Source organism: Luteimonas sp. A482 (genome assembly GCF_054072655.1).
In genome coordinates, this window is the sequence record NZ_JBSVRO010000001.1 from 1,722,815 (window position 1) to 1,734,471 (window position 11,657).

11 protein-coding genes are annotated in these 11,657 nt (G+C 66.6%); 6 read left to right on the top strand and 5 right to left on the bottom strand.

What is annotated here, in order from left to right:
• Positions 1–318 precede the first annotated feature (318 nt).
• The 4 genes from ACW5DW_RS07645 to ACW5DW_RS07660 form a co-directional block, all read right to left on the bottom strand.
• Complete coding sequence (locus ACW5DW_RS07645) at positions 319–696, bottom strand: hypothetical protein (protein ID WP_457018159.1); 378 nt, start codon at positions 694–696, stop codon at positions 319–321.
• A gap of 271 nt (positions 697–967) precedes the next feature.
• Entirely contained in the window at positions 968–2,083 is a 1,116-nt protein-coding gene (locus tag ACW5DW_RS07650; RefSeq protein ID WP_457018160.1) for a hypothetical protein, read from the bottom strand.
• An 85-nt stretch (positions 2,084–2,168) separates the two neighbouring features.
• Positions 2,169–2,663, bottom strand: a complete 495-nt coding sequence (locus ACW5DW_RS07655; protein ID WP_457018161.1) for a response regulator transcription factor — start codon at positions 2,661–2,663, stop codon at positions 2,169–2,171.
• A 355-nt stretch (positions 2,664–3,018) separates the two neighbouring features.
• A complete protein-coding gene (locus ACW5DW_RS07660) occupies positions 3,019–4,608 on the bottom strand; it encodes an SDR family NAD(P)-dependent oxidoreductase (protein ID WP_457018162.1) in 1,590 nt (529 codons plus the stop codon).
• Between the two features lie 218 nt (positions 4,609–4,826).
• On the opposite strand from ACW5DW_RS07660, the gene ACW5DW_RS07665 reads away from it, so the two are divergent.
• The 5 genes from ACW5DW_RS07665 to ACW5DW_RS07685 all read left to right on the top strand — a co-directional run bounded on the left by ACW5DW_RS07665 (position 4,827) and on the right by ACW5DW_RS07685 (position 9,313).
• The gene (locus ACW5DW_RS07665) at positions 4,827–5,504 is read left to right on the top strand and encodes a DUF5666 domain-containing protein (protein ID WP_457018163.1); all 678 of its coding nucleotides are present in this window, start codon (positions 4,827–4,829) and stop codon (positions 5,502–5,504) included.
• A 162-nt stretch (positions 5,505–5,666) separates the two neighbouring features.
• On the top strand, positions 5,667–6,077 hold the full coding sequence (locus ACW5DW_RS07670; protein ID WP_457018164.1) for a hypothetical protein: 411 nt from the start codon (positions 5,667–5,669) through the stop codon (positions 6,075–6,077).
• A 13-nt stretch (positions 6,078–6,090) separates the two neighbouring features.
• Positions 6,091–7,191 carry an extracellular catalytic domain type 1 short-chain-length polyhydroxyalkanoate depolymerase gene (locus ACW5DW_RS07675; protein WP_457018165.1) on the top strand — a complete coding sequence of 367 codons (1,101 nt, stop codon included), beginning with the start codon at positions 6,091–6,093 and terminating at the stop codon, positions 7,189–7,191.
• Positions 7,192–7,264: 73 nt separating this feature from the next.
• Positions 7,265–8,233 (top strand): DUF4344 domain-containing metallopeptidase, encoded by a 969-nt coding sequence (locus ACW5DW_RS07680; protein WP_457018166.1) that lies wholly within the window; start codon positions 7,265–7,267, stop codon positions 8,231–8,233.
• Between the two features lie 126 nt (positions 8,234–8,359).
• Positions 8,360–9,313 carry a glutaminase gene (locus ACW5DW_RS07685; RefSeq protein WP_457018167.1) on the top strand — a complete coding sequence of 318 codons (954 nt, stop codon included), beginning with the start codon at positions 8,360–8,362 and terminating at the stop codon, positions 9,311–9,313.
• A gap of 24 nt (positions 9,314–9,337) precedes the next feature.
• On the opposite strand, the gene ACW5DW_RS07690 is transcribed toward ACW5DW_RS07685, so the two are convergent.
• Entirely contained in the window at positions 9,338–9,691 is a 354-nt protein-coding gene (locus ACW5DW_RS07690; protein ID WP_457018169.1) for a nuclear transport factor 2 family protein, read from the bottom strand.
• A 374-nt stretch (positions 9,692–10,065) separates the two neighbouring features.
• Between ACW5DW_RS07690 and ACW5DW_RS07695 the strand changes: the two genes are divergently transcribed.
• Positions 10,066–11,580 (top strand): beta-N-acetylhexosaminidase, encoded by a 1,515-nt coding sequence (locus ACW5DW_RS07695; RefSeq protein WP_457018171.1) that lies wholly within the window; start codon positions 10,066–10,068, stop codon positions 11,578–11,580.
• The last annotated feature ends 77 nt before the right edge of the window (positions 11,581–11,657 follow it).

The following is an 11,657-nucleotide window of genomic DNA, read 5'->3' on the forward strand; positions in this document are numbered from 1 at the left end:
GCGCAGCGAGCAAGGGATCAAACGCTGCCAGTCGAGCCATCCTCGCTCGGGCAACCACTGCCATGACCGCGCCCGAACTGCCTGGCGCTGTCGCTACCTACCTGCAGGCGACCGTGTTCACCACCGATGCGCTGGTGCTGGACGAGAGCGGCAAACACCGCCGTCACAAGGCCATCCGCGCCTGGCGACGCGGCTCCTGCGCGCCGCCGTGGCGGGCCGCCAGCGCACAGGCGCTTGCCTGGACGGCCGAAGCCGGCAGGATCGAGGATCTCCTGGGATCATCGATCCTGGTCCGGGGTCGACCGCTGCGCGACGAGGTCAATCCTCCTTTCGCTCCAGCCGCACGTTTGTCGTCTGCTTCAGCCCCGCTGCTCCGGGTGTCGCGCAGGTCAGCAGGATGACTTGCGCGGTACAGCCGTGGAAGTAGCACAACGCGCCGGGATGAATCTCGTAGTCGCGGTCCGCTATGTACAGGCCATGCGGGGATCGGAAAACGGACACGCTCTTGGTCACCACCCTTGCCGCCTGGGGAGCGATATCGATGGCCGGAGGCGGAAGCAGGCTGACGACGTTCGGATAGTTGCAGGCATTGGAGAGCGGCGCCGACATGAAATAGACCGACTGCGCTTGCGCCGGGCTGCACAAGGCAAGGCTTGCGGCGGCGATGGAGGTGGCGATTGCGGGATGGATCTTCATGAGAAGTGGTCCTTGTGGATCGGGTCATGGATGCGAGGCCTGCGCAGCACTGCGCAGGTCCGGTGTGCGGCCCGGTGCGTCAGGGCCGCGCGGAGCGCTGCCAGCATGGGTCGCGGTGCTGCTGGCAACGTGGGCAGGCGCTTGGTTGGCGTCAGCGGATCCGCGCGGGCAACTCGCCCGGCGTCGGATGGTCATGCCTACAGGTTCGGCCCTGTGCGCACTGCAGCGTCCGCAGGCGGGTCGTGCCTGGCTTGCGCGCGTGGCGCCCGGGTCAATCGATCCAGGTTGCGCCGGTCGGGCCCGGCCACCATCCCGTCAGCTTCAGGTGGCCGCGTCCGAGGTGCCAGGCCCCCAGCGGGTTCTGCACCCGCAGGAACTGGGATGCGCCGGCGACGAAATGCAGCTCGATGTCGAGATCCGTCGCGGAGATCGGGATGCCGGTGATCTGGCCGTCCATGCCGCCGGACACGCGCACGGTCCTAGTGTGCTTCTCGCCATCGGCGAGATAGCTGAGCTTCGCATCGACGATATACGAACCGCCATTGTCCAGCCAGAGATTCAGGTACGGAATGTCGCTGACCCAGCGCGGGACGATGGTGCGACCGGCGAACGAAGTGAACTCATACGCGTAGCCGACCGGCTGGGCCTCGACCACATTGGCCTTGCCGGGAAAGGTACGCTTCTCGATGTTGTCGACCGTGTCCGTACTCTTGTACGAACCCTTGAGTGAGGCCGACTCATCGCTGCCGGTGATCGCCGCAATGCCGTCGACCGAACCGGTGATGCTGAAGGATGCGTTGTCCTGGCGGGAGCCGACGTTGACGCAGCCGCTGGTCAGCCAGACCCGGGTGATCATGCCGAAGCCCTGGTCGATCCTGTCGCCATCGGCCTTGTTGTACTTCCTTGCCAGTTCCAGGAACTGGTCGTAGTTGCGCAGCATGTAGTCGGCGGGATTGTCCGCATAGTCGATGCGTACGGTCGATCCCTGCGAAATGAGCGAGCCCTTGGTACCGAACTCCCATTTGCTCTGCATGCCCACCGAGACCTCGATGCCGGTGGTGGGATCCTTGTAGGGCACCTTGAACTCGACCCCGGCGGATGATTGCCTGACGTCTCCCTTCTCGATGTGCCAATCGGTGTTGGTGCTTTGCGACTGTAACGGCGGATCGAAGCTGGTGCCGGTGGACTGGAACTGGGAATCGGTGAGGCCGAACCAGCCCACCGCACCGACCTTGATGGTCGGGTCGAGGGTCCAGTTCCCCCACGTATGGCGCTCGGTGTTACGCAGCAGGCGCGTGAGCTGGACGTTCCACGCGGTGCCGTCCTCGTTCAGCAGACCGTCGGACTCTGCGACGAGACGATACTCTTGGTCCTTTGACTCTCTCATGAGTGCAACTCCTTTGCTGGATGGCAGTACGGATGATGATCAGAGTGACTACTCGGTAGCGCTGGAGCACGGCAGCGTGCCTGCGCTACCGGCTGATCCTCTGACCCGACGCAGGCGCGGTCAATACTCCCGATGTCGTAGTGGACGGCGCAGGTGCGACGGCGGATGCGGGCAGCAGCGCGACCAGCGCGGCGGTGCTGTTGACGCCCAGCTTTGCCATCAGGTTCTCGCGGTGCTTGCGCACGGTCAGGTCGCTGATCGCCAGGCATCTTGCGATCTGCTTGCTCGTGCATCCTTTCAGGACCAGCGAGAGAACCGCGGTTTCCCGCGGCGTCAGCCGTGTCAGTGGCGGGGCGGGAGGCGACGCCAACAAGCCGCGGTCGCGGGCGAGAGCGATCAGCTGGGGGAGGTTGCCCAGACCCGCCTTCGCAAGCATGTTGCTTCGGTGCTTGCGCACCGTGAACTCGCTGATGCCGAGTAGTTGTCCAATTCCCCGGCAACCAAGCCCTTGCGCCATCGCGGCGAGGATCTCTGTTTCCCGCGCGGTGAAGTTTCCGTGCGCCGGCTCATCCGGGACCATGTCCGCAGCGCGTGCCTGTCAATGGCGTGACATCTCCTCGCAGCGGGCAGCTTCCCCGCCGTGCGCGCGAGCCCGTGTAGGGCATTTGTCATCATTGCATGGGAGCAAGGGATGGCGGAGGCGGTTTTCCCAATATTGGCGCCGGCTCTGGTGCTCTCAGCCGCTCGGCCCGGATGGGCTGAGCGCATGGCACACTCCTGGAGTCGGGATATTTCCGGGGAACACGGATCGTGCGCGCTAGGGCGAGATCGCGCCCGGAAGTCGAGAGGACGGATCGAGTCAATTCGAGCGGTGTGAGGTACGTGCAGCCAATCGCCGGCCCAACTCCGACGCGGATGACCGAACGAGTTGTCGCCTACCAGTCCGTCGGCGCGTAGTCCTTCAGGAACTGGCCCCAGACGTGGCTGCCGGTGTTGATGCCGTCGATGATGGGGTCGACGATGCGCGCCGCGCCGTCGACGATGTCGAGCGGCGGGTGGAAGCGCTCCTCGATGATCTTGCGTGCGGCGAGCTCGGCCGGATCCTCGTCGGTCACCCAGCCGGTGTCGACGGCGTTCATGTGGATGCCGTCGCCGTGGTAATCGGCGGCCGCCGTGCGCGTCATCATGTTCAGCGCGGCCTTGGCCATGTTGGTGTGCGGGTGCCTGGTGGTCTTGAAGTTGCGGTAGAACTGGCCCTCGACGGCCGACACGTTGACGATGTGCCTGTCGCGCGTGGGTGGTTCGCCGTCCGGCGTGCGCAGCATCAGCGTCTTCAGGCGCGCGTTGAGGATGAAGGGCGCGACCGCGTTGACCAGCTGCGTCTCCAGCAGTTCCACGGCCGGCACCTCGTCCATCTGCAGGCGCCAGGAATTGCGTCCGCGCAGATCCACCTGCTGCAGGTCCTTGTCGACGCGCCCTTCGGGAAACAGGTGCGCCTGTCCCAGCAGTTCGTCGGCCAGCAGCGGCACCTGGGACAGTTCCGCCGCACGCGCCAGGCCGGCGGGCGTGGACAACGAAGCTCCTGACACCAGCGACTGGCTGCCGCCCGGCAGCAGGTCGGCGGCGCGCAGGCCTTCGTAGCCGCCGACAAGGTTGCGCACGTGTGCGGGCAGGGTGTGCAGGGCGGCGGTTTCGCCGGCCAACATGTGTGCGTAGAACGCCGGCGGGCGGCGCACGGTCTGGCAGGCGTTGTTGATGATGAAATCGAGCCGGTCGCGGGTGGCGAGCAGTTCGGCGCAGAACGCTTCGACGCTGGGCGTATGCCGGAGGTCGAGGCCGAACACTTCGAGGCGATGTCCCCACTCGGCGAAATCCGGCTCCTGCGCGTAGCGCTGCGCGGAGTCGCGCGGGAAGCGCGTGGTCACGATGAGGCTGCAGCCGGCACGCAGCAGCTTCAGTCCCGCCTGGTAGCCGATCTTCACCCGCCCGCCGGTCAGCAGGGCGACGCGCCCGTCGAGGTCGGCGGTCTCGGTCCGCTTGTGGAAATTGAGTTGCGCGCAGGACGGACACAGCTGGTCGTAGAAGTGGTGCACCTGCGTGTACTTCTGCTTGCAGACATAGCAGTGCAGCAGTTCGGGCGACTCGCCGTGCGAGACCGGGTCGACCGCGTTGTTGTGCGGGTCGTGCTGGCCGGGGGGCTGTGGCGGGAAATAGTTGGGCGTGCTGAACACCGGTTTGCGGCGCAGGGTGCGGATGCCGGTCTGGTCGAGAAGTGCCTCGGTCTGGCGCGCCTTCTCGCGTGCGAGTTCGCGCGCGTCGTTCTTGGCCTGCTTGCGGCGCACGCGCGGCTCGGGATGGTGCACCAGCGCGACCGCCTGCAGCAGGCGGATGCGGTCGGCATCGGGCAGTGTGTCGAGCAGGCTGCGGTCGTCGCGGATCGCTTCGAGCACGTCGAGCGCGATGCGTGCGCGCTCGGACAGGGTGGCGTCGCCTTCGTCGGCGGACGCGCGGGGCTGGCTGGTCATGGCGTAGGTACTAGAACCGGATCGGGGTCGCGGGATAGGCGACCGGATGGAGGCTTGCGCGGGAGGCCGCGTGATGCCTGCAGGGGCGTCATGGTAGGGCAAACGGGCGCACGGGTCGGAGTGCGTGGCCGGTTCCCGGCCAGGCAACGGGGCAATCAACCCCGCGTTCACCTGTGCAGGTGCATATGGCGTGCTGGGCGAAGGCACAGGAGCGGGCGATGGACGGGATCAGGCGCGGTATCGGCATGCTGCTGGGCGCAGGTGTCCTGTTTCTGGCGGGATGCGTGAGTCCGGGCGGACATGGCGGCGGCGATCCCGGCGGATACCGGCAACCGGATCCGGGCTATCCGCAGGGGTATGGCCGCCAGTTGCAGGGCACCATCGACGGGCTCGACAGGTCGTACGGGCGCATCCTGCTGGTCGTCGACGATCCGCGCAGCGGTCGGACCGGGCGGACCGAAGTCCGTTACGACCAGCGGACGCGCCTGTTCCACCAGGGGCGCGAAGCCGCGGTGGAAGGCCTGGAGCGCGGTGATGTTGTGCGGGTCGATGTCGCGGAGTCCGGGCGGGATCTGTGGGCGCGTTCGATCGAGGTACTTCGTGATGTCCGCGATGGCGGACATGGCGATGGCTATCCAGGCCGCCACGCCGAAGATGCACGCGGCCCGGTCGCCTTTGTGGACCCGCGTTCGCAGGTGATTGGCCTGGACGGCGGCGGGTACGCGCGCGACATGCAGCTGCGGTACGACAGGCGTACGACCGTCGAATACCGTGGCCGCCACTATCGGCCCGAGGATCTGGACCGCGGCGACCTGGTGCGCATCCAGGCGCGCCGGCTGGGCAATGGCGACTGGCTTGCGGAGCGGATCTTCGTGGAGCGCTCCGTCCGCCGTTAGGCCATTGGCGCTTGTCCGCGTCGCCCCGCGTTGCGAACGGCCTGGGCTGTATCGCTGTCGGATTGAACGAACAGCCTTTGGCATGAACGGGCGGCGTGGACGATTTGTCACCATCCGCCTGGATGGTGGTAGGATGGCGTAGACCATCCGGAAGCCAGTTTTATGTCAGATCTGCGCCCCCGGGCCATCGCCGACAGCGAGAAGATCACCATCAATCTGGGCGTAGTCGACCTGGGTCAGATCGACCTGCTGGTCCAGGAAGGCTTCTATTCCAACCGGACCGACCTGATCCGCACCGCCATCCGCAACCAGTTGGCGACCCACGGCGAGGCGCTTCGCCACACCGTTGCCCGCCGCACCCTGGTCGTGGGGCTGCAGGACTACGGTCGCCGCGAGCTGGAGGCCGCGCGCGATGCCGGCCAACGACTGCGCATCCAGGCCCTGGGCCTGGTCCGCATCGCCGAAGACGTCACGCCGGAACTGGCGCTGGCGGCGATCGAGTCGATCAGCGTGCTCGGCGCCCTCCAGGCAAGCCCCAGGGTCAAGGCCGCGCTGGCCGCCCGCACCCACTGAAACCAGGATTTCCATGACACCCAGTCAGGACCACATGCGTCAGGCGATGCGCCTGATGCAGGCCGGCGATCTGCAGGCCGCTACACGCACGCTCCAGGATGCGCTCAGCGGCGCAGGCTATCCGGCGCCAATCCCCTTTGCACAGGATGCCGCTGGACATGCTGCTGCGCACGTCGCGCCTATCGAGGGCGAGTTCCGCGTGGTCAACGAAGGCCAGGCGCGGTCCGCGTCGGCGCCGGCGGGTCCGCGCGCCGACGGCAACGGACGCCAGCGCTTCTCGTGTGCAGCCGGAGAACTGGAGTATCTGTTGCACATTCCGCCCGGCCTCGATCCGGCCGGTGCGCCCTTGCTGGTGATGCTGCACGGCTGCACGCAGACGCCCGAGGACTTCGCCCGCGGCACTCGCATGAACCAGCTTGCGCAGGAGCACGGCTATGTCGTCGCCTGGCCCGCGCAGTCGGCCGAGCGCAACCCCAATCGCTGCTGGAACTGGTTCCGCGGCAGCGATCAGCAGCGCGGCGCCGGCGAGCCCGCGATTCTCGCCGCGCTGACACAGGACCTGTTGGCCAGCCACAGGCTCGATGCCGAACGTGTGTACGTGGCTGGCCTGTCTGCAGGTGGCGCGATGGCCGCAGTGCTCGCCAGCACCCATCCGGATGTGTACGCCGCGATCGGCGTGCACTCGGGGCTGCCGATCGGTATGGCAAGCGACATGCCTTCGGCCTTCGCGGCGATGCGCAAGGGCGGTCGAGGACGTCGGCCATCAGCGGCCAACGATGGCGGGCCCGTGCCCGCGATTGTTTTCCATGGCGACAGCGATTCGACCGTGCATCCCGGCAACGGACAGGGCGTGGTCGAGCAGAGTCTGGGCAGCAGCAGCGCGGCGGACGCCGTCGCCACTAGCGAACGCGGGACGGCACCGGGCGAGCGCAGTGCGACGCGCACGGTGCATCGCACCGCCGACGGTCGCATCGTTGCCGAGCACTGGCTCATCCACGGCGCCGGACATGCATGGTCGGGTGGCGATGCGGCGGGCAGCTATACCGATCCCCAGGGTCCCGATGCCTCCCTGCAGATGCTGCGGTTTTTCGACGGATGCAGGCGTAGCGTCTGATCGAACTCGCGTGGATTACGGGAGCGTGCTCTCCCAATCTTTCCTGCAGTGTCGGGGGCGGACGGTTCACACCATGTCTTTCAAGCTCTGCATGACCGCACTGCTGGCGCTGCTGGCCGCGACCACCGGTTGCGCCAACGCGCCGGCGCCCATGCGAGATCGCGAGGCGCCAGGAGCGTTGCCGCAGCAGGCGCCGGGCCCGATGTCACTCACGGTGGTCCAGGCAAGGGCGCCGTCCGCTGAGGATCCGACGCGGCCTGCGCCGCCCGCGTTCGAATACGCTTACGTGGTGCCCCGGTCGCCCGACCTGCAGCAGATCCACCTGCGCGTGCGTGATGCCGACCTGCTGAGGAGGCTGCCCGAGGTGCAGGCGATCGACGGCATGTTCGCGTTGCCGCGGCGGCTGCGCTACGTGACCGCGGAGTGCGGAGAGTTCGGCGCCTTCTACCGGCCGGCCGAGGCCGAGGTGGTGCTGTGCTACGAAACCCTGCGCACGCTTTACGAGCGCGGCCAGGTGCACCAGCATGCGCTGGGCCTGGGCGACGGGCACCCGCTGCGCTACCTGCTCGCCAACGTACGTTTCATCGTGCTGCACGAGACCGGCCATGCGCTGGTGCACCTGCTGGATCTGCCCGTCACCGGCCGCCAGGAGGATGCGGTGGACCAGCTTGCGGCGATCCTGATGTTGCGTTTCGCCAGCCTGGAGGAATCGCCGACCGAGGTGATCGACAACCTGCGCATGGCGGCGAACTGGATGCTCTCGCGCAGCACCGGCGCCTACAACCTGGACGCCTATGCCGACGAGCATGCGCTGGGCGAGCAGCGCTACTTCAACCTGCAGTGCCTGATCTACGGCACTGATCCGGCCGGGTTTGCCGGGATGGTGGAGGCGGGCGATCTGACCGCCGCACGCGCCAGCGGTTGCGCCCGGGAAATGCGCAGGGTGAGCCGCGCGTGGCTGCGCCTGCTGCTGCCGCACCTGACGCAGGGTCACGAGGTGTACCAGCAGGAGGCCGCGCGCTATCTGGGACAGCGTCGCTAGAACCAAGGGCACAAGGGTCGTCGAGAGCTCAAGGGGAGCGTTGGTGGCGATGGCGGTGTCCTTGCGCTGACGCCACCATGCATGTCGCCCGATACAGTGTCCGCTCCAGCACCCGACGGACCGCACATGCGCAAACCTCCGCAGAATCCCTACGACCTGGCACGGCTCGATCTCGACGACATCCTCGGCACCATCGACAGGGAGGTCAGCCAGCGGTTTGGCGAAGGCAAGGTGGCCGACTACATCCCCTCGCTTGCCGACGTGCCCCTGGACCGTTTCGGCATGGCGCTGGCGCTGCTGGATGGCGAGATCCACGAGGTAGGGCATTCGCGCGAGAGGTTCTCGATCCAGAGCGTGTCCAAGGTGTACACGCTCACGTTGGCGCTGGAAGCGATCGGCGACAGGCTGTGGAAGCGCGTGGACCGCGAGCCGTCGGGTGATCCGTTCAACTCGCTGATCCAGCTGGAACACGAGAAGGGAATTCCACGCAATCCCTTCATGAATGCCGGTGCGCTGATCTCCGCCGACGTGATCCTGTCCAACCACGACGATGCGGAAACCATGCTGCTGGAGTTCATGCGCGCGCGTTCGGGCAATCCCGACGTGGGCGCCGACGATGTGGTGGCGAAGTCCGAGCGCGAAAGCGGCTACCGCAACGTGGCGCTCGCCAACTTCATCCGCAGCTACGGCAACCTGCACAACAAACCGCAGGACGTGCTGGATTTCTACTACCTGCAGTGTGCGCTGTGCATGGACTGCGTGGACCTGGCGCGCAGCGTGCAGTACCTGGCCGATGGCGGCCACTGTCCGTCCTCCGGCGTGCAGGTGACTACCAGCGAGGGCGCCACGCGCATCAACTCGGTGATGATGACGGCGGGCACCTACGATGCAGCGGGCGATTTCGCGTTCTATGTCGGCCTGCCCGCCAAGAGCGGCGTGGGCGGCGGCATCGTCGCGGTGGTGCCGCACGTGATGGGCCTGTGCGTGTGGTCGCCAGGACTGGACGAGAAGGGCAACTCGCTGCTTGGTCGCTACGCGCTCCATCGCTTCACGCGGATGACCGGACTGTCGGTGTTCTGAAGGCTTTGCGCGCGTGCCAGGGCGCTACGTCCGTTCCGGCACCACGAAAGCACGCAGTTCGGCAAGCCTGCCATCGCGCAGGCGCCAGACGTCGCAATAGGCCGACCGCATCTGCGCGCCGCCGGCATCGGTGATCGTGATGTCACCGATCGCGACCACGGTGTCGCCGTCGACCAGCAGATCGGCGACGTCGAATTCCGGTGGATGGATATAGGTCTCGTCCATGTAGCGACGGACCGCACCCTTGCCGGTGATCGTCCGGTTGCCGATGAAATGCCAGGTGACATCGTCGGTGCAGAATGCGAGGAAACCCTCGTTGTCGCCGGCTGCGACCGCCGCATTGGCCTGTTGCAGGATGGTCCTTGGGTCAGTGGGCATTCGTGTCCTCCATGGCTTTTTGATGGATACGGGCAGGCTTTGCGGCGGCAATGTCCCCGGAAGCTCAATCCGATGACGATTTTCATGGCATCTCCGAGGCGGTCGACGGGAATGAGAGAACGACTACCTACGCCGATGGCTGTTAGGCGGCTGCGAATGGAGTGGCACTGCATGTCGCAGATATCGCGGCTGCTGCCGATACGCCCGTCCGTCAACTCGCACTGCGGTCACGGGAGAGGACAGGAAATGTCCTGCAGGCATGGCCCAGTACAGCCAACGGACACGACCGACAGGGTGGACATTCTGATCCTCTGCAAGGACAGTGCACGCTGAATTCCGCGGCCCCTGCGGAGGACTGTCGAGATCAAATGCCCATGAAGCCCAACGCCTTCCTTCCCAGCTTGGTCGCAGTCGTGCTGCTGGTCTGCAGCGCGTACCTGCCGGCCGGCGCGGCGGATACTCCCGTTGCGGCGGTGCATCTGGTGCCGGTGCCGCAGTCGCTGGAAATGCGCTCGGGCGCATTGGAACTCTCCGGTTCGGTCAAGCTCGAAGCGGACGCAGCCGCGCCGAATGCGACGCGCGCACTGAAGGCGGCACTGGACGGCCTGGGAATCGCCATCAGCGACGCGGCCACGACGCGCGTCCGCATGCAGCTGACCGATGATGCCGCGCTGGCGGAGGAGGGCTACCGGCTGGTGGTGGCCGACGATATCCAGCTGAGCGCGCGCAGCGATGCGGGCCTGCTGCATGCGGTGCAGACCCTGCGCCAGCTGCTGCCGGCAACCACGCAGCCACAGCTGGCGCTGCCGCACATGGAGATCGTCGATGCACCGGCCTACCGCTGGCGCGGACTTTCACTGGACGTGGCGCGCAGCTTCCTGCCGGTCGAGTACGTGGAAAAGACCCTCGACCGCATGGCCTTTTTCAAGTTGAATCGCCTGCACCTGCACCTGACCGACGACCAGGGTTGGCGCATCGAGATCAAGCGCTATCCGAAGCTGATGGAGATCGGTGGCGCCAGCGCGGTAACGGGCGGGCGCAGCGGCTGGTATACGCAGGACGAGCTGCGCCAGCTGGTGGCCTATGCGCAGGCGCGCGGCATCACCATCGTGCCGGAGATCGACGTGCCCGGCCACGTGCAGGCGGCGCTGGCCTCGTACAACGAACTGGCCTGCGACGACGAGGACAACCTGGCGCCGTACTCGGGCCTCGAAGTGGGCTTCAGCGTGCTGTGCCTGGACAAGCCGGACGTGGTGTATCCCTTCGTACGCAACGTGCTGGAGGAAGTGCTGGATATCTTCCCATCGCACGAGATCCACATGGGCGGCGACGAGATCAAGCATCCGCTCTATGCCGATTTCGTGGCGCGCACCGCGGCGATGGTGGAGGAGATGGGACGCACCGCCATCTTCTGGGAGGAGGGCTCGGTGGCCGACACCAGGCCCAATGTCCTGCTGCAGTTCTGGAACGACGGCTACGACATCAGCGCGGCAGTCGCGAAGGGACACCCGCTGATCCTGTCGCCGTGTTCGCACTTCTACATCGACCATGGCAACTACGCCGGCCAGCCGCAGACCTACGACTGGTGTCGCAAGGAGGGCGTGCCGCTGGTGCGGCTCTACAGCTTCGACCCCGCGCCGTTCAAGACCGCGGTAGGCATCGAGGCGGCGCTGTGGACGGAGCTGGTGCACACCGACGCGGCCGCGGACAACCGGTTGTGGCCACGCCTGGCCGCCGCGGCGGAGTTGGCCTGGAGCCCCGCGGAGCAGCGCAGCTACACCGGCTTCGTGAAGCGCATGGGCGCGTTGCGGTCCCATCTGGATGCGATGGGGATCGCGTATCACCCGGAGCCGGATCTTGGCTGGGCTGACGCCGCAGACGAACCCTGAGGCGGACGGCGGTTATCCCTGGGCGCCGAAGCCCGAGGCGCCCGGTTTCCGCGCATGCACACAGGATTGCAGGCAAC

Coding starts and splice junctions, on each gene's coding strand:
- ACW5DW_RS07645 (WP_457018159.1), bottom strand. CDS start 696: ATGAAGATCCATCCCGCAATCGCCACCTCCATCGCCGCCGCAAGCCTT.
- ACW5DW_RS07650 (WP_457018160.1), bottom strand. CDS start 2,083: ATGAGAGAGTCAAAGGACCAAGAGTATCGTCTCGTCGCAGAGTCCGAC.
- ACW5DW_RS07655 (WP_457018161.1), bottom strand. CDS start 2,663: ATGGTCCCGGATGAGCCGGCGCACGGAAACTTCACCGCGCGGGAAACA.
- ACW5DW_RS07660 (WP_457018162.1), bottom strand. CDS start 4,608: ATGACCAGCCAGCCCCGCGCGTCCGCCGACGAAGGCGACGCCACCCTG.
- ACW5DW_RS07665 (WP_457018163.1), top strand. CDS start 4,827: ATGGACGGGATCAGGCGCGGTATCGGCATGCTGCTGGGCGCAGGTGTC.
- ACW5DW_RS07670 (WP_457018164.1), top strand. CDS start 5,667: ATGTCAGATCTGCGCCCCCGGGCCATCGCCGACAGCGAGAAGATCACC.
- ACW5DW_RS07675 (WP_457018165.1), top strand. CDS start 6,091: ATGACACCCAGTCAGGACCACATGCGTCAGGCGATGCGCCTGATGCAG.
- ACW5DW_RS07680 (WP_457018166.1), top strand. CDS start 7,265: ATGTCTTTCAAGCTCTGCATGACCGCACTGCTGGCGCTGCTGGCCGCG.
- ACW5DW_RS07685 (WP_457018167.1), top strand. CDS start 8,360: ATGCGCAAACCTCCGCAGAATCCCTACGACCTGGCACGGCTCGATCTC.
- ACW5DW_RS07690 (WP_457018169.1), bottom strand. CDS start 9,691: ATGCCCACTGACCCAAGGACCATCCTGCAACAGGCCAATGCGGCGGTC.
- ACW5DW_RS07695 (WP_457018171.1), top strand. CDS start 10,066: ATGAAGCCCAACGCCTTCCTTCCCAGCTTGGTCGCAGTCGTGCTGCTG.